Origin of the sequence: Acinetobacter sp. YH16053, from assembly GCF_013417035.1 — a bacterium.
Lineage (GTDB): Bacteria > Pseudomonadota > Gammaproteobacteria > Pseudomonadales > Moraxellaceae > Acinetobacter > Acinetobacter towneri.
The window spans coordinates 141,477-158,436 of record NZ_VPEP01000002.1; the positions used below are offsets into that span (position 1 = coordinate 141,477).

Sequence of the window (16,960 nt, forward strand, 5' to 3'; positions counted from 1 at the left end):
AAAAATGCTACAGATCAAATAAAAATGCCAGTTCAATTGAACTGGCATTTTTTGTGGATGACTGAATCAAGCCTGAATGCTTTGGAGCTTAGCCACCAAAGAATTTTAGAATAGATTGAATCACCGCAACGTTAATTAAATCGACAAAGAATGCACCACACAGCGGCACAATCAAGAACGCTTTATAAGATGGACCATACATATTGGTAATGGCCTGCATATTGGCGACTGCTGTTGGCGTTGCCCCCATCCCAAAACCACAGTGTCCTGCTGCCAACACGGCTGCATCGTAGTTTTTCCCCATAAGACGGAAGGTCACAAAAGCTGCATATAACGCCATTGTGAGTGCTTGCGCACCTAAAATCACCATCAACGGACCTGCCAAATCGGCCAATTGCCATAGTTTGAGTGACAACAACGCCATCGCCAAATATAACGATAAAGATGCATTCCCAAACACATCAATCGCACGGTCAAAAATATTAACTTTAAAAATACTTTCTAAGACATTACGCAGAACCACACCGCCCGCCAATGCCCAAACGAAAGTTGGTAATTCAAACATCGTGCCTTTGGCAGCGCCTGTCATAAATTCGGCAAATGCCAAACATCCAGCAAATAAACCCAAAGTAGTAATTGCGTTATCTGCTGTAATTAAACGAACCTGATGCGGATATTCAAATGGAATAAACTCATTGGAATCTTGATCCGCAGGCGTATTATCGCGTTTTTCAATTTGTTCGTCGGTACGTGGTACAGCCAATTGATGACGGTTGATTAAAGTTTTAGCCAGTGGACCACCAATTAAACCACCAATAATTAAACCAAAGGTCGCACTTGCCATGCCCAGTGCCAAAGCACCTTGAATACCATATTGGGTTTCTAAAATTTCACCCCACGCACCTGCTGTACCATGACCGCCAGTTAAAGTAATCGATCCTGCAATTAAACCAATTAGTGGATCAATACCTAACAATGTTGCAAGACTAATGCCGACAATGTTTTGCAACACAATAAATGTGGAAATTGCAATCAAGAAAATAATTAAACCGATTCCGCCCTGACGCAATTTTGTGAAGTTCGCGCTTAAACCAATCGAGGCGAAGAAAATAAGCATAAAGCTAGTTTGCAATGCGCTACTGGTGGTAATGCTATAACCCCAAAATTGATTCACCAACAATGAAACAATAGCGGCAACCAAACCACCTGCAACAGGTTCAGGAATATTATAGCGTTTTAAAAAATCAATTTTATTGACTAAAAGTCGCCCTAAGAGCAGGACGATGACCGCAGCAATCAGCGTATAAAACGCATTAAAAGTAAATTCCATGGCAATATCCATATAGTGATTGCAGATTGTTTTTAATACGATGAAGAGCTGTCTATGCAAACCAAAGCATTTGCATCACTATGACTCTAAATCAACTAAAAAATGCCGCAATACAAAGTATGTAAACAGTATCGTATTTGACCGAAGTTTAAGAGGTATGCATTTCGCTCAGCCAACCCATCCTTTGGTTTCACTCAAGCGTTATCATCTGCGTTTGCCTAGAACAGAAGAAGAGAAAGACAAAAGACAGCATTTTCACTTTCGGGGTGACTTCGAGTGCAAACAACTGAATCGGCTTAACACTGAGAGGTAATCTCATATAAGCTCCAAAATATCTGAGGTGGATAAATACCTTCCGATAAAGATATTCAACCACTTGACAAAAAACAGCAAGATTAAAGGTCGATCATTATGCATTTTTTTTGACAAAAAGCTGCTATTTTCTGCGTTTTTTTCTATAAATTTTAATGATTGTTTTCAGCTATAAGTGAAAGTTAAAGCATTTTATAAAAGTGGATAAAATTTAAGTTATTGAATTAATTTCATAAATTTAAATCATAAAAAAACAGAGCTTAAAATTAAGCTCTGTTTTGGATTGTGCTCAAAAGGAGTGACTTAGAAGCTATAGCGCGCCATAAAGCCTACACGGTCATCACTGAATTTTTCACCAGCAAATGTTTCACGTTCACCATTTAGATACTCGATACCTAAATCAACTGGTTTTACAGGTGAATAGATAAAGTTGATCCATGCTTGTTGTACTTTCTCGTTAGCACCAGTGTTTAAACGTGCATAGTCTGTACCATCATCTGCAAATAGTGCACCATAAGCTAGAGTTGAACGTAGTTGTGGTGAGAACTTATAAGTTGCGCCCACTTGTACACCAATCGTTTCATTTTGCTCAATGCTATTACCATCAACTACAAATGCTGAGTTATTACCATATAAGTAATTGCTGTTACCTTTTACATAAGATACGTCTGCAGATACTTTTAAAGGTTCTGCAACTTGATAATTCGTACCTACAGCAGCACCCCAACCAGTTTTATCATCATTTGCTGCTTCTGATTTGTAATGTTCAACCAATGCACGTGCAGAAGCTAAACCTTTACCATCAGCAAAACCTTGAGTCACTTTAGCAGTTAACACCGGGGCACGATAAGTTACTGGTGTACTTGTTGAGACTGTACCAGCTGAGCTATTGCCTTCTTCAGCAGAAACAAATAATTGTGTTGCAGGCGCTAATTTTTGGCTATAACGAACTTGCGGGACACGCGTTGTACCACCACCAATATTCGTTGCAAAGTCAATCATTTCTGGTGCATGATTTGACAAGAAGTTCGATGTGGTTTGACCGAATAACCAGTTGTTTAAAGTTAAATAAGCATGACGGATACGCAAGTTGTCAGATCCGCTTGCAAAGTCAACCTCAACTTTACCGCCTACTTTGTTGTCACCAACAGGTGTATTAAAGTCTAAACCTAAGCGGGTGACTTTTGCGGTAGCACGTAATTTGTCTTGTACATTAGTTGTACCAGTTTTATGAGTAGCGTTAAAGTCATCATCCGCACCATCAATAATATAGTTTGCATCACCACGGATCGAACCATAAATAGAAACATCTGCACCAGATTTAGACTTTAAACTGCTTAATGCACTTACAGGTGCAGCAGGCTTCGCCTGTTGTACTTGGGCAATTTGAGTTTGCTGCTGTTGTTGTACTTGCTGTTGTTGCTGAATTAACGATTTTAACGCTTCAACTTCTTGACGAAGTTCTTGAATTTGTTGTTGCTCAGTTTTTGCTGCGTGTGCAGTACCTACCATTAATGTTGTAACAGCAATAGCTAAACCTTTGATCATAAATTGACCGTTGAGTAATTGACTCATTTATCTCTCCAAAATAAAACAACGCTGCATCCGTGCATGATGATTTTGTTCGTCATCTATCGATTTCACATCGAATTATAAAAATGGCTTAAAAATCAAAACACTTTTGCCAAATAGTCCAAGACACTCAAATATTTCAAATTGTGTCATTTATTACAGGCTTCAATCTATCAAGTTATGACGTTTATTAAAATCAGTTTTCCCGAATAAGAAATCACAATTAATCATAATTACAGATTTAAACAATTAAACCATATAAAATTCAATACTTTAAATAGGTTGATTATTCAAGTATTTACACCACCATTAGACTATTGTATATATTTCAGTTCTGTCTAAAAGCCCGATTTTTGCGAAAAAAATCACCATTTGAAAAAGTATTGACCTCAACTCAGTCTGGTTGCGGTTGTAAAATATGAAAAACGGCGAACATTCCAGACCCAATAAATAGCAGCATTAATACAGCCATATTCAGCAAAGCACTACCTGTTAAAAAATTGAGTAACACCCCACCAATCAAGCCACAAAAGAATTGCACACTACCCATGACCGCACTGGCTGTTCCTGCACGTGCGCCTTGTTTTGCCATAGCTAGTGCCATGGCATTCGGGCCTGTAAAACCAATCCCAGACACGGCAAGAAATAAACCGATCATCACCAATGCCAAAGGTGCATACCCCAAACTACCTGCAAGCAGTAGAATGACCGCACCACTCAGTTGAATCATGCTGCCCAATTTTAAGCGTTGTAACACACCCAATTTGCCACTGATTTTTTTATTCAGGGTCGAAAACAGCATAATACCAATCGCATTGGCACCAAACACATAAGCAAAAGCTGTTTCACTCAAGCCATATTGATCCATCATGACTGTACTCGAACCGCTGATATAACAAAATAAAGCACCACCAGTTAAGCAGCCTGCCAACATCGGCATACGGAAATTTGAATCTTTTAGAATAGAGCCATATAAAGTCAGCACCTGCTGAAAATTCAGGTCTAAACGGTGCTGCTTAGCTAAAGTTTCCTGAAAAAAGAAATGCACGCATATCAAACAAATCATGCCCACACAGGCCAGCACCGCAAAAATGGCTTGCCAATTCATCCATTGCAAAACCCACGCCCCTAAAGTTGGCGCAATAATCGGGGCAATGGTCATCACAATCATCATGCTTGAAAAGGCCTGTGCTGAAGTTTGTAAATCCAAACGATCACGAATTGCAGCCCGGGCGATCACCACCCCCACACAACCGCCAAGTGCCTGTAAAATACGTGACGCAATTAAACTCCATTCATTTTGAGCAAAAACGCACAATACACTAGCAACAGAAAACAGCGCCAAGCCAAAATACAATGGTGGTTTACGTCCTATACGGTCACTGAGTGGGCCATAAATTAATTGCCCCAATGCCAAACCTAAAAAATAGGCAGGCAAACTATTGGCCACCATTTGGGTAGGTACACCAAACGCATTTGCCATGACAGGCAAAGCGGGCAAATACATATCAATCGATAATGGCCCAAGTGAGGTCAATAACGCGAGCAACAAGATCCATGCTGTTGAATATTGCTGTGAAGATGGTTGTGGCGTACCGTTAGAACTTGGTATCGTTTTTGCTATGGTCATATTTGATGATGAAATGGCATACTTGCAGACAAGCTTACACGCTCCATAGTATGATTTGTTGGCATCAAAGATGAATTTTCACATAATTTACCTGACTCCCATAAAACCTCAGTCTAAACAGAGCATTTGCTTAAAGGAATACAGTTGAAATCTTGGCTGACACGGCTGAAACAAGCGACTTATAACACCACGTTTATGTATAACATCCGCATGCTCATTGCATTTGCGGGAACGGCATTTGTCCCCTATTTTATGGGCATGCAACTGGCCACAATTCCACTCACGCTAGGTGTTGTGGCAGCAGGCTTAAGTGATATTGATGACCGCTTTTCAGTGCGGATTGTCAATCAGCTATATACCTATATTGGCTTTTTTATTACCGCCACCTCTATTCAGTTTTTATTTCCACATCCGGTTTTATTTGCCACAGGTTTAATTCTTTCCTGCATTGTTTTAATTCTGCTGGGTTCACTCGGTCGACGCTACGCCACTATTTCTTATGGCTGTTTAGTGGTGTCGGTCTATTCCATGCTTGGGGTAGATTTATTTGAAGAATGGTATATGCAACCACTGCTCTTGGTTGCTGGTGCTATTTGGTATGGTTTAATTTCAACCATTAGCTTTTTGCTGTTCCCCGTGCGTGCAGTACAAGACAAACTGTCGCATAGCTATGCATCTTTAGGCGACTTTTTATTTGCCAAATCCAATTTATTTGATGTCGATATGACAGCAGCGAGTTATCAGCAAAGCATCATCGACCTATCGCTCGAAAATGGTAAATTAATTGGAATTTTTAACGATCTAAAAACTGCTTTGCTGACCCGTTTAAAAGGCGACCGTGGGCAAAAAGATACCCGACGCAGCTTACAGTATTATTTTGTCGCACAAGACATTCATGAACGTGCCGACTCTGCACATATTGATTATCAAAAACTGGCGAAAATATTTCAGCACAGCGATATTTTATTTCGCTTCCAGCGCATTTTGTCTATTCAAGGTAAAGCCTGTAAAGATTTAAGTGAAAGTATTCTGCATCGTAAACCTTATGTGCATAACAAGCGTTTTAAACATGCTTTTGAGAATCTTAAACAGTCTTTAGAAAAGCTGCGCAGTGAACAGCAATATGACCAGGTTTGGATTAATGCACTGTTTGCCTTATATCAAAACCTAAAATCAATTGACGCTCAACTGCGTAATCTTGAAACCGAACGTAATATTAAACTGGATAAATCCAAACATATTGAACAGCAACTGAAAGATGATGACTTAAAAAGTTGGGATGATATTGTCATTCGGATTAAGCAGCATTTAACCCCCGAATCGGTTTTGTTCCGCCACGCCATTCGTTTGTCGATTGTGCTGTTGATTGGCTATATTTTTGTGCAAGTCACCAACATTCAATATGGCTACTGGATTTTACTGACCGCCCTGTTTGTGATGCAGCCTAACTTTAACACCACCAAACGGCGTTTACGTTTGCGTATTATTGGGACGTTAGCAGGGATTGTAGTCGGCTACACCATTTTATATTTTGTACCGTCCGTTGAAGGGCAATTACTGGTTTTAGTGATTAGTGGCATGTTGTTCTTTGAATTGCGCAGTAAACAATATGCACAAGCCACTGCCTTTATGACCATTTTGGCGCTGATGAATTTTAACCTAGAGGGTTTAGGCTATGCCGCAGCTGTGCCACGTATGGTCGATACCTTAATTGGTTGTGCGCTAGCATGGTTTGGCGTGAGTTTTATCTTCCCCGATTGGAAATTCCGTCGTTTATCACGCACGATTCGCCGCTCACTCACCGCGCAATGTGGCTATTTGGCAGAAGTGATTGAACAATATAAAAATGGACGCAACAACGGTTTGAATTATCGTGTCGTGCGCCGTGCTGCTCATAATACCGATGCAGAAGTTGCTTCACTGATTTCAACACTCGCCACCGAACCTGATTTTGACCCCAATCAAAAAGCTCAAGCCTTTGAGTTCTTGTGTCTAAATCACACCTTTATTAGCTATATTGCTGCACTTGGTGCGCATCGTGACAAAATTGACGATCAGGAAGTCTTGCAACTGCTCGATCAAGCGATGGACGATATTCAAGGTGCTTTACTGAAAGATGAAACGCCAGATTTAAGTGCACACAACATGTTGCAAACCATTCGTCAGCGTTTAAGCCAAAACAAAGAAGAAGATCAAAAATCATTAATTATTTTGCAGCAATTATCTTTGATGATGAGTATCTTGCAACAATTAAGTCGCTTAAAACAAAGTTTAAGCCACGAACATGATCAGGACGCAACTGAACTGGCGTCTTTATAAACAATCCTGCAAACGGTCAGTGCCTACTTATTCGCCCTAAGCTGCACAAGTATTCACCGACCTTAGCATGATTTTGCGACAATATACTCACTGCATGACAGCAATTAATGCTAAACTTTTTATAGTTTTAAATTTGTTAGTTTCACTATGACCGCGAAAAGTTTATACGCCTATACCCTACAGCCTGTGATCTACGAAGTTTCTGAAGAAGAACAACGTCACGCACAACTGGTAATTTGGCGCAGTACCAATAAAATTGGCATGAAAGCATGGATTATTATGGGTGTGATTGTTGCCCTTTCCATTTTAGGCATTCTGCTATTAAAAAATTATTCGACAATTTTCTGCTGGGTTGCCATTGTCTGTGTGGTGCTCTACCTGCTCGTGCGTAAATACGGCTTGGAATGGTACGTTAAGCGAAAAATGAATGAATTTCCTGTTCAAGAAATTAAAGGGATTCGTTTAGGCGTACAACCACACGGAATCGTAATGCGTCAGCAAATGGGCGCTCAAGAAGGCGTGGGTGCAATCGGCTGGAAAGATGTGTATGAATGGTACAACACCCCTGAATTTATTTTGATGAACTTCAAAGTAAAAGGTCAGCAAGGCGCTTATATTCTACCTAAGCGCATGGACAGCAAGAACTTTTCGTTCAACACCATTCGCAAACATTTAACCGAAGCTGCAGGCGAAGCCAAGCAAATCTAAATATCCCGATCTAAAAATAAACCTCTATCCCCTGCGATGGAGGTTTTTTTACTTAAAATCAAAATAATGAACGATAATGAGAATAAATAGCATTTGCATTAACTTTGTATCTAGATTATTCTTCTGCAAAATTCGTGCTCAACTCGCATTCCTCATGTTAAAAAAAACTTTTTTCCAAATTCACTGGTTCCTTGGCATTACAGCAGGGCTTATTTTGTCACTCATGGGTGTCACTGGGGCAATTTATTCCTATGAACAACAAATTCTAAAATGGTTGAATCCAGACAGTTACCAAGTTCAAGTTGAGCAGAAACCCAAACTTACTCCTGCAGAAATTTACACACATTTTCAGCAAGTCCAACCAAATTATAAAATTAACAGTATTACCATTGACCAAGATCCTGCAGCATCTTCAAGCATCAATATTGCGAAAGAAGGCGCCAGACGCGGTCAAAATATCATGATTAATCCCTACTCTGCAGACATTTTACCTGAAGTGAAAGGGCGTGATTTTTTTCAATTTATCCAACAATTACACCGCAATTTAACCGTAGGGCCTATTGGTAAGCAAATTACAGCCGCATGTACCCTCATGTTGTTGTTCTTTGTGTTAAGTGGCATTTACCTACGCTGGCCGAAACGCCATTCATTTAAACAATGGTTTGCGCTCAAACCTCAATTAAAAGGACGTAATTTTATTTGGGACTTACATGCCGTAGTAGGCACATGGGTGGTGATTTTCTATCTAGTGTTGGCATGCACAGGGCTATATTGGTCGTATGATTGGTGGCGCAATGGCATGTTTAAAGTCATGGGCGTAGAAAGACCACAAGCACAATTACAAGCAGAGGCACGCAATAAAAAAGAAAATCAAAATAATCAAACACATCATCAAGCAAGGCAGACACAAGTTGTGGAACGTGCCCCAAATACAGAAAAACCAGCCAAGCAAAATACGCTGGATCAGGCACAAATTAATCTTGCTTTGACGCAGGCATGGCAGCATTTCCCACAGCAATTGGGGCAGGATTATTCGAGCATCACTTTTAACGTGCCTAAACATGCCAATAGTGAAATTGAAATTAACTTTGTCGATGTCATTCCACAACATGAACGTGCCCGCAATAGCGCTACTTTTGATTATCAACAAGTGCGTATTACTCAACTTGAATTATATGCAGACAAACAGCTTAATGAAAAAATCATGAGCAGCATGCTGCCTGTGCATCGCGGTAGTTTCTTTGGACCTGTTTATCAATTTTTAGCCATGCTTGCTGCCTTGATGATGCCGCTGTTTTTCGTCACAGGCTGGATGCTATATTTAAAACGTCGTAAACAAAAGCGTTTGACTCTTGCTGCACGTCAAAACCAAACTCAATTTAAGATTGACCCAAATGCTGAACACTGGCTCATCGTCTATGCCAGCCAAACAGGTACTGCCGAACAATTGGCATGGCGCACCGCTACTAGTCTGCAAGAAGCACATCAGCCTGTCACAGTCAAAGCCCTGCAACATCTCAGCCTTGAAGATCTTAAAAACACCACCCAACTGTTATGTATTGCTAGCACTTATGGCACAGGTGATGCACCCGATTTGACCTCAAGTTTTGTGAAAAAAATCCTACCGCAAACCTGTGACCTGAGTCATTTGCGTTATGCAGTACTGGCTTTAGGTTCACGTGAATATGCAGATCATTACTGCCGTTTTGGACATACGATTGCTGCATGGCTGCAACGTAATCAAGCACATGCCTTGTTCAATACCATTGAAGTAAATAATGCCAATCCTGCAGACATACAGCGTTGGAATCAGGCTTTGGTACAGGTCACACAACTTGACTTACCAAGTATGCATATCGAAAAAACTTTTGATACATGGACCTTACAGCAACGTGACTTGCTAAATCCCAACAGTTTAGGCGCACCCGCCTTCAATATTGAACTGTTAGCACAACATGATGTGCATTGGTCTGCAGGTGATATTGCAGAAATTCAGCCTGAAAACAGCACTGCACGGATTCACGCCTTTTTAAAACAGCATCAACTCGATGCCAATACAATTCTTGCTGATGGTCAGCAAACCTTAGTACAGGCTTTGGCAGATAAAGACCTCACCGCGCCAATTCAGACATTTAAAACTGCGGATGAATTATTGGCACAACTTTCACCCTTGCCTAGTCGTGAATATTCAATTGCCAGTATTCCTTCACAACAGGTTTTAAGACTTGTGGTGCGTCAAAAATTCGATGCTCAAGGCGAGCTTGGCTTAGGTTCAGGTTGGTTAACTGCACATGCTGCACTTGGGCAAAATATCGCATTACGCATTCGCAATAATCCATCTTTCCATTTAATTGATGATGACCGCCCAATTATTTGTATTGGCAACGGTACAGGGCTTGCAGGATTAATGAGCTTATTGCATGCACGTACCCGCCTGAATTACACCCAAAACTGGTTGTTTTTTGGTGAACGTCAGCAAGCGCACGATTACTTTTATCAGCACACCATCGAGGCTTGGCAAAGCACAGGTATGCTACAACGCCTTGATTTGGCCTTTTCCCGTGATCAAGCCGAAAAAGTCTATGTACACCATAAGTTACGCGAACAGGCTGAAGAATTAAAACGCTGGATTGAACAAAATGCCGTGATTTATGTCTGCGGTAGCATTCAAGGCATGGCCAGTGATGTCGACCAAGCCTTAAAAGATATTTTGGGTGAGACTCAACTGGAACAATTACGTCAGCAAGGACGTTATCGCCGAGATGTGTATTAGGATTTGTTGACACTTTTTAAATGGCTTGCGCTGTAGCTCTATAGCTAAAACTTGGCAATTCACCCAAGTTTTATCCATAGCCTCAGCCGAAACATAATTCAGTTGAGGCAAAATTTTTCAGCAGCTTCGGCTATACTGTTTGTACAGCATCACAGTACAATAAAATTATGCAAGGCATGCAAGCAAGTCACGTACAAACACAATTTAGTCTATTTAAAAGAATATTGAGTAGCCTAATTGGATTAATTTTAGTATTGGATGGTGCCTATCTCATCAGCTTAAAGAAAATTCATTTCGGCACCGTTTTACCTGTTTTAATAGGCATGATGCTGCTGTGTTATGCCATTTTCTATACTTGGATTCAAAGCTACTTAAAACAACATACACGCTTAGATTGGCTGTGGAAATTCGGTTGGGGCGTATTTTGGCTGTGGTGCATCAGCCTGCTGATCTTTTTTACTTATATTCATTTCAGTACACAGCAGCAAAATACTGTAACCAACAATGCTAAAGTGGTGATTGTACTCGGCAGTGGCATTGAAAATGGACAACCATCGCCCACGCTCGCCAAACGACTGGATACTGCAGCCGCGTATGCCTTAGCGCATCCTCAAAGTTATTTCATTGTTAGTGGTGGCCCTGCATTTGCGGAACAACTCACTGAAGCACAGGTGATGTCTAATTATTTGCAACAACGTTATGCAATTGCAGCATCACACATTATCTTGGAAACCCAAAGCACCAGTACGGCACTTAATTTGAAAAACAGTCAGCCCTTGCTGCATACATTAGGCACAGATAAAACCCAACCGATTATAATTGTCACCAGCGACTTTCACACACCACGTGCAGCAGCCATTGCCAAACGACAAGGATACACACAGTTCAGCATGCTCAGTGCAACGACACCACTCTATACCCGCTATAACGCATGGTTACGCGAGTATTTTGCTTATATCAGTGGTTGGCTGCTGAATGAGTATTAAAAATAAAATCTAGCAAGCAGATCGCTTAATTCAAACGTATCGAGCGTGGTAAAGGAATTTGCATATCTTTAAAAAATTCAGGTTTTTGCATATACACCTGATACAAATAATTTTTTAGATCAAGCAATAACTTTTCAGGGGCAACCAATACATTCTGCCCTTCTGGGCTTAGATTCATCGAAATATTGGTGGCTTCCTGACGTAAAAATGGAATCACTTTTTCAATAAAATCTTTCAGTGAAATTTCTTCGACTTGATAATTGGCCCAATTGTCTTTAATTAACAGTTTTGCCAGACTTTTATTTTGCCACATTGCAAAAGCACGTTGCCCTGTAGGCGTGGCACAGAGCGCCCAGCCATCTTCATACAATGCAAAAACATGCCCCTGAGACACAATGGTCTCAATAAATTGCTTGTAAATATCTTGTGCATTATAAGTTTGCGTTGCTTGCTTAGATGCAGCTTTACGTTGATAAGGATTTCGCATAAGTCACGGATATTAGTATTATTATTAAATAAAAATTTTAGGCGAATTTATTGCAATACGCAAGTAATATAAGATAAATGAGGATGAAAGGATATGGTGGGCGCTGACGGGATCGAACCGCCGACATTCTGCTTGTAAGGCAGACGCTCTACCAACTGAGCTAAGCGCCCTGAAGATTAAAAAATAACATCGTTATTTTTTATGATGCAAGACAAGCAAAGAACGTCGTCTTGAACTTTGAAATACATTTTTCACATCAGGGAATGAAAAATGGCGCAGCGGACGGGGCTCGAACCCGCGACCCCCGGCGTGACAGGCCGGTATTCTAACCAACTGAACTACCGCTGCAACGGTAATTGCGTAAGCAATTAAGGTCTTTTTTGTATGTATGCCAAGCATAAATACTAAAATATGGTGGGCGCTGACGGGATCGAACCGCCGACATTCTGCTTGTAAGGCAGACGCTCTACCAACTGAGCTAAGCGCCCTGATAAGATCAAAACAATATTTTGTTCTGATTTTGCAAAACTGTCAAACTTTGCATTATTTCAGTTTAAGTCTATCAGGCAACCTAAACTTTTCTTTTGAATGGCGCAGCGGACGGGGCTCGAACCCGCGACCCCCGGCGTGACAGGCCGGTATTCTAACCAACTGAACTACCGCTGCATCGCAAAAGAATCTGGTGGGCGCTGACGGGATCGAACCGCCGACATTCTGCTTGTAAGGCAGACGCTCTACCAACTGAGCTAAGCGCCCTCAAAAGCAATTTATGTAAATGGCGCAGCGGACGGGGCTCGAACCCGCGACCCCCGGCGTGACAGGCCGGTATTCTAACCAACTGAACTACCGCTGCACTTACACAAAGTCACTATTGTGGTACAAACAATGGTTAAAGAATCTTAAGTGGCGCAGCGGACGGGGCTCGAACCCGCGACCCCCGGCGTGACAGGCCGGTATTCTAACCAACTGAACTACCGCTGCACGTAAGAATCTATAACGTAAAGGCTTGGTGGGCGCTGACGGGATCGAACCGCCGACATTCTGCTTGTAAGGCAGACGCTCTACCAACTGAGCTAAGCGCCCTTAACGTCTTTATCGTTTGTGAGGTGCATTATAGAGAATCTTTACCGCCTGTCAAACGCTTTTCGGCTTGTTTTCAGTTTTTTGTGACTGAGTGATTAAAAAATAGGTGATCCGCTATAAAAACAAACAAATTCTGCAAGTTATTTTAGTTTTCAAGCAAAATTAATGTGCTTTTCAACTTGTTAGCTCTGCAATCTATCTGCTCAATATGTTGGTTTTTTATGTTGTGATAGATACAACTTTATTCAATTGACTCGCACCATCAACCAAGCAAACCTAAGCTATTTAAATCTAGCTTGTGTTCAGAAATATAAACCAAGGCTTTTTCTGGAATCAGTTCATACAATTCTAAAATATCGTGGTTACGCATCCGAATACAGCCATGCGATGCAGGAATTCCCATCGGCTCTGTATCTGGTGTGCCATGTATATAAATATAACGCTGAAAAGTATCGCAGCCAACGCCTTGATTAAAACCTTCTTGCAAACCACTGAGCCATAAAATGCGGCTTAAAATCCAGTCTCGTTCAGGAAATTGTTCAGCTAAATCTAAATTGTAAATTTCCCCTGTCGGTTGACGTGCAATGAACACTGCATTTTCAGGTTCATTTTCACCAAACTTTAAAGCGACTTCATGCCAGCCACGTGGTGTTTTACCACTATTTTCAGTTTCACCAATGCCATTCACACCACTCGAGATGACGTAGAGTTTCTGATGCTTCGGCAAATATAAAGTTTGCTCGGCTAAATCAATCAAAATATCTGCTTGTGTGTATAAAAAAGACATTGCGCTACCCTATTCTTCTTCTTTCGTGGGCGGCTGTGGTTCAGGACGTAACCACAACCAAATACACACCACCAACATGGTGGTATTGGTAAAAATTTTGACCGCAACGGGCGCAGTTGTGAACAGCATGATCACGGCACTAATACTCATCATGATCGTTGCAAACCATTTGGCTTTACGCGGTACAGTACCATTGGCGCGCCAATCTCTGAGTGTACTGCCATATTTAGGATGATTCAGTAACCAGTTGTCCATTTGCGGCCAACCGCGTGACGATGCCCAAGCTGCTAAAATCAAAAAAACTGTAGTAGGCATACCCGGCAACAATGCACCAATAAAGCCGAGGATGACAAAGATCACCACTAAACTTCGCCATAACAAGCTTTGCATACCACTGTCCTAAACTACGAATTGCGGTAGTATAAAGCGTTTTTTAATTTTCCGTTGTAATTCTGCATTTTTCAGCATGGATTCATAATGATTGAGTTGTATCAACCCGAACTTCTGCCCGAAGTATGGCTGACCTACAAAACCCCACTCATCCGTCAGTTGGCTTTTAGTGTGGCAAGTCCGAATATTTTATGTGCTGTGCCTGAGCAATTGCCCATTCAACATGCTTTTGAATTCCATTCAGATACTTTTTGGCAGCACCATTATCACGCTTATCAATCACGTTTAGCCTATTTAGATTCACATCCAGAAGCAGTGTACGACTTTTTAAATCAACTGAAAAGCACCCGTTTAGGCTTACGCTTTGAAATGCTGATGTGGTTTTGGCTGCGTGATCGTGATTATCATCCCTTCGAATTATTGGGACACAGTATTCAAATTATTGATGGCGCTAAAACTGTGGGTGAACTGGATTTTTTACTGCACAACCATGACACACAGCAGGTTGAACATTGGGAAGTCGCATTAAAATACTATTTAGCCGAAGCGGATTGCTCTTTGGCACACTGGTATGGTTTAAACCGCTCCGATACTTTGGCGCGTAAACTGAATCATTTTAGTCAAAAGCAATTTCAATTTAAGCAAGCCTTGGATGTGCCGATTCAACGCCGTTTTGCTGTACTCAAAGGACAATTGTATTTCGCCATACATCACTTGGCACAATCATCTACAACACTTACGCCACACTGGGTTAATCGCGCTCGTCGTTTAGGTCTTTGGGGGAGTGATATTCCTGCCCAAGCAGAACGGTTTTATCGCCTACAACGTCATGAATGGATTTGTCAAAATGCTCAAGCCAGTAGCCTACCGAATCAATGGTGGGGCGATGGTTTGTATTATCAAGAGGCACATTCACAATTTTATATGTATCGCGCTGCACCGCTGATTAGCTATCCCCCTTTAACACGCTGAATAACTGTTTCAACATTTTATTACGTAAGCACTATAAAAGTTGCCTATTTATTATTCTGTTTATTTCCTAAGCTAAAAAACACATCAAAATAATCTATCTAGAGCATATTGGAGATGATCATGAAAAAAATTCTAGTGACTTCACTGCTATTAACCTTTGTTTTAACGGGTTGTAATACAATTAAAGGCGTGGGCGAAGACGTATCTTCTGCAGGTCATGCGGTGAGTAACACTGCTGAAAAAACCCAACAAGAAATTCGCAAATAATTCTGAGTATTTCACGAATATCTTCACAAAAACCACAAAAAACCTTGTTCTCGGACAAGGTTTTTTCACGCTAAAATTTCACTTTTGTTGCATTATTCCCCTATTATTAGCACTTACTCTTGATAAACGTCTGAAACTCTCATGACCTCTTCTGCTACTCTGGATTTAAGCCTTCAGCTTTTACGCCAACCGTCTGTCACTCCTGTCGATCACAACTGTCAAAACCTCATGGCAGAACGCTTAGAAAAAATTGGATTTAAGATTGAATCTATGCGTTTTGACGATGTAGATAACCTCTGGGCGCGTAAAGGTACGGAAGCACCAGTCTTTTGCTTTGCAGGTCATACAGATGTTGTACCGACAGGCAATTTAGACGCATGGAATACCGATCCATTCGTACCTGAAATTCGTGATGGCAAACTTTATGGTCGTGGCAGTGCCGACATGAAAACCGCATTGGCAGCCATGGTGGTTGCCTCTGAACGCTTTGTCGCCAAACATCCTGACCACAAAGGCTCAATTGCCTTTTTAATCACCTCAGATGAAGAAGGCCCATCCATTAACGGCACCGTAAAAGTTGTAGAAACGTTGGAAGCACGTCATGAAAAAATGACTTGGTGTTTGGTGGGTGAACCTTCAAGTACCCATAAATTAGGCGATATTATTAAAAATGGGCGTCGCGGTTCGCTTAATGGTGTCTTAACGGTAAAGGGTAAACAAGGTCATGTGGCTTATCCACACTTGGCAATTAACCCGATTCATACCGCGTCTAAAGCGATTTCGGAACTGTGTGAAACGGTGTGGGATCATGGCAATGAATACTTCCCTGCCACCTCATTTCAAATTTCAAATATTCAAGCAGGAACAGGTGCGACCAATGTTGTCCCAGGTAACATGACGGTGACCTTTAACTTCCGTTATTCGACTGAAGTGACTGCAGATGAGCTAAAAGCACGTGTCTTGGAAATTTTAGATCGCCATCAAGTGGATTATGAAATCGAGTGGACGCTTTCAGGTTTGCCATTTTTAACCCCTGTGGGCGAATTGGTTAATGCTGCACGTCAAGCCATTCGCAATGTCACAGGTGTTGAAACAGAATTATCGACCAGTGGCGGTACATCTGATGGTCGCTTTATTGCGCCGACAGGTGCACAAGTGTTGGAGTTAGGCGTACTCAATGCCACCATTCACCAAATTAACGAGCATGTTGATGTGGCTGATTTAGAGCCATTGGCAGAAATTTATGAACAGATTTTGGAAGGATTACTAACTTAAATCCAATAAGATTAGTTGCATGAAGCAGAAAAGGAACTCTATTTGAGTTCCTTTTCTATTTTACAACGG

13 protein-coding genes and 8 tRNA genes are annotated in these 16,960 nt (G+C 41.2%); 7 read left to right on the plus strand and 14 right to left on the minus strand.

Features of this window, described 5'->3' with window-relative positions; all coding sequences use genetic code 11:
• Nucleotides 1–88: 88 nt before the first annotated feature.
• The 3 genes from gltS to FTV43_RS02440 form a co-directional block, all read right to left on the minus strand.
• Nucleotides 89–1,330: a sodium/glutamate symporter gene (gltS, locus tag FTV43_RS02430; protein ID WP_131261496.1), complete on the minus strand. Its 1,242-nt coding sequence runs from the start codon at nt 1,328–1,330 to the stop codon at nt 89–91.
• Between the two features lie 615 nt (nt 1,331–1,945).
• Entirely contained in the window at nt 1,946–3,217 is a 1,272-nt protein-coding gene (locus FTV43_RS02435) for a DcaP family trimeric outer membrane transporter (RefSeq protein WP_179994785.1), read from the minus strand.
• A 391-nt stretch (nt 3,218–3,608) separates the two neighbouring features.
• Entirely contained in the window at nt 3,609–4,844 is a 1,236-nt protein-coding gene (locus tag FTV43_RS02440; protein ID WP_179994786.1) for a multidrug effflux MFS transporter, read from the minus strand.
• A 144-nt stretch (nt 4,845–4,988) separates the two neighbouring features.
• Here FTV43_RS02440 and yccS point away from each other — a divergent pair, with 144 nt between their 5' ends.
• From yccS to FTV43_RS02460, 4 genes are all read left to right on the plus strand, one after another.
• Nucleotides 4,989–7,163 carry a YccS family putative transporter gene (yccS, locus tag FTV43_RS02445; RefSeq protein WP_179994787.1) on the plus strand — a complete coding sequence of 725 codons (2,175 nt, stop codon included), beginning with the start codon at nt 4,989–4,991 and terminating at the stop codon, nt 7,161–7,163.
• A gap of 147 nt (nt 7,164–7,310) precedes the next feature.
• The gene (locus FTV43_RS02450) at nt 7,311–7,871 is read left to right on the plus strand and encodes a YcxB family protein (RefSeq protein WP_004977388.1); all 561 of its coding nucleotides are present in this window, start codon (nt 7,311–7,313) and stop codon (nt 7,869–7,871) included.
• 154 nt (nt 7,872–8,025) lie between these two features.
• Entirely contained in the window at nt 8,026–10,644 is a 2,619-nt protein-coding gene (locus FTV43_RS02455; RefSeq protein ID WP_179994788.1) for a sulfite reductase flavoprotein subunit alpha, read from the plus strand.
• Nucleotides 10,645–10,811: 167 nt separating this feature from the next.
• Nucleotides 10,812–11,630: a YdcF family protein gene (locus FTV43_RS02460; protein WP_179994789.1), complete on the plus strand. Its 819-nt coding sequence runs from the start codon at nt 10,812–10,814 to the stop codon at nt 11,628–11,630.
• Nucleotides 11,631–11,655: 25 nt separating this feature from the next.
• On the opposite strand, the gene FTV43_RS02465 is transcribed toward FTV43_RS02460, so the two are convergent.
• The 11 genes from FTV43_RS02465 to FTV43_RS02515 form a co-directional block, all read right to left on the minus strand.
• Nucleotides 11,656–12,117 (minus strand): DUF2750 domain-containing protein, encoded by a 462-nt coding sequence (locus FTV43_RS02465; protein WP_004977378.1) that lies wholly within the window; start codon nt 12,115–12,117, stop codon nt 11,656–11,658.
• Between the two features lie 94 nt (nt 12,118–12,211).
• Nucleotides 12,212–12,287, minus strand: a tRNA-Val gene (locus FTV43_RS02470).
• Nucleotides 12,288–12,388: 101 nt separating this feature from the next.
• Nucleotides 12,389–12,465 (minus strand) — tRNA-Asp (locus tag FTV43_RS02475).
• Between the two features lie 64 nt (nt 12,466–12,529).
• Nucleotides 12,530–12,605 (minus strand) — tRNA-Val (locus FTV43_RS02480).
• Between the two features lie 101 nt (nt 12,606–12,706).
• Nucleotides 12,707–12,783 (minus strand) — tRNA-Asp (locus FTV43_RS02485).
• 14 nt (nt 12,784–12,797) lie between these two features.
• Nucleotides 12,798–12,873, minus strand: a tRNA-Val gene (locus FTV43_RS02490).
• Between the two features lie 20 nt (nt 12,874–12,893).
• Nucleotides 12,894–12,970: transfer RNA gene (locus FTV43_RS02495), tRNA-Asp, on the minus strand.
• A gap of 51 nt (nt 12,971–13,021) precedes the next feature.
• Nucleotides 13,022–13,098: transfer RNA gene (locus FTV43_RS02500), tRNA-Asp, on the minus strand.
• A 26-nt stretch (nt 13,099–13,124) separates the two neighbouring features.
• Nucleotides 13,125–13,200, minus strand: a tRNA-Val gene (locus FTV43_RS02505).
• Between the two features lie 262 nt (nt 13,201–13,462).
• Entirely contained in the window at nt 13,463–13,987 is a 525-nt protein-coding gene (gene elsL / locus FTV43_RS02510) for a cell wall-recycling L,D-carboxypeptidase ElsL (protein ID WP_179994790.1), read from the minus strand.
• Nucleotides 13,988–13,996: 9 nt separating this feature from the next.
• A complete protein-coding gene (locus tag FTV43_RS02515) occupies nt 13,997–14,377 on the minus strand; it encodes a YbaN family protein (protein ID WP_004968265.1) in 381 nt (126 codons plus the stop codon).
• Between the two features lie 87 nt (nt 14,378–14,464).
• On the opposite strand from FTV43_RS02515, the gene FTV43_RS02520 reads away from it, so the two are divergent.
• The 3 genes from FTV43_RS02520 to dapE all read left to right on the plus strand — a co-directional run bounded on the left by FTV43_RS02520 (nt 14,465) and on the right by dapE (nt 16,891).
• Nucleotides 14,465–15,349, plus strand: coding sequence for a DUF1853 family protein (locus FTV43_RS02520; RefSeq protein WP_179994791.1), 885 nt, complete (start codon nt 14,465–14,467; stop codon nt 15,347–15,349).
• 120 nt (nt 15,350–15,469) lie between these two features.
• Nucleotides 15,470–15,616, plus strand: coding sequence for an entericidin A/B family lipoprotein (locus FTV43_RS02525; RefSeq protein WP_004968261.1), 147 nt, complete (start codon nt 15,470–15,472; stop codon nt 15,614–15,616).
• Nucleotides 15,617–15,757: 141 nt separating this feature from the next.
• Complete coding sequence (gene dapE, locus FTV43_RS02530) at nt 15,758–16,891, plus strand: succinyl-diaminopimelate desuccinylase (protein ID WP_179988577.1); 1,134 nt, start codon at nt 15,758–15,760, stop codon at nt 16,889–16,891.
• The last annotated feature ends 69 nt before the right edge of the window (nt 16,892–16,960 follow it).

What these genes read in the sequence shown, in the direction of transcription:
- gltS (WP_131261496.1), bottom strand. Translation starts at nt 1,330, where the DNA reads ATGGAATTTACTTTTAATGCGTTTTATACGCTGATTGCTGCGGTCATC.
- FTV43_RS02435 (WP_179994785.1), bottom strand. Translation starts at nt 3,217, where the DNA reads ATGAGTCAATTACTCAACGGTCAATTTATGATCAAAGGTTTAGCTATT.
- FTV43_RS02440 (WP_179994786.1), bottom strand. Translation starts at nt 4,844, where the DNA reads ATGACCATAGCAAAAACGATACCAAGTTCTAACGGTACGCCACAACCA.
- FTV43_RS02450 (WP_004977388.1), top strand. Translation starts at nt 7,311, where the DNA reads ATGACCGCGAAAAGTTTATACGCCTATACCCTACAGCCTGTGATCTAC.
- FTV43_RS02455 (WP_179994788.1), top strand. Translation starts at nt 8,026, where the DNA reads ATGTTAAAAAAAACTTTTTTCCAAATTCACTGGTTCCTTGGCATTACA.
- FTV43_RS02460 (WP_179994789.1), top strand. Translation starts at nt 10,812, where the DNA reads ATGCAAGGCATGCAAGCAAGTCACGTACAAACACAATTTAGTCTATTT.
- FTV43_RS02465 (WP_004977378.1), bottom strand. Translation starts at nt 12,117, where the DNA reads ATGCGAAATCCTTATCAACGTAAAGCTGCATCTAAGCAAGCAACGCAA.
- elsL (WP_179994790.1), bottom strand. Translation starts at nt 13,987, where the DNA reads ATGTCTTTTTTATACACACAAGCAGATATTTTGATTGATTTAGCCGAG.
- FTV43_RS02515 (WP_004968265.1), bottom strand. Translation starts at nt 14,377, where the DNA reads ATGCAAAGCTTGTTATGGCGAAGTTTAGTGGTGATCTTTGTCATCCTC.
- FTV43_RS02520 (WP_179994791.1), top strand. Translation starts at nt 14,465, where the DNA reads ATGATTGAGTTGTATCAACCCGAACTTCTGCCCGAAGTATGGCTGACC.
- FTV43_RS02525 (WP_004968261.1), top strand. Translation starts at nt 15,470, where the DNA reads ATGAAAAAAATTCTAGTGACTTCACTGCTATTAACCTTTGTTTTAACG.
- dapE (WP_179988577.1), top strand. Translation starts at nt 15,758, where the DNA reads ATGACCTCTTCTGCTACTCTGGATTTAAGCCTTCAGCTTTTACGCCAA.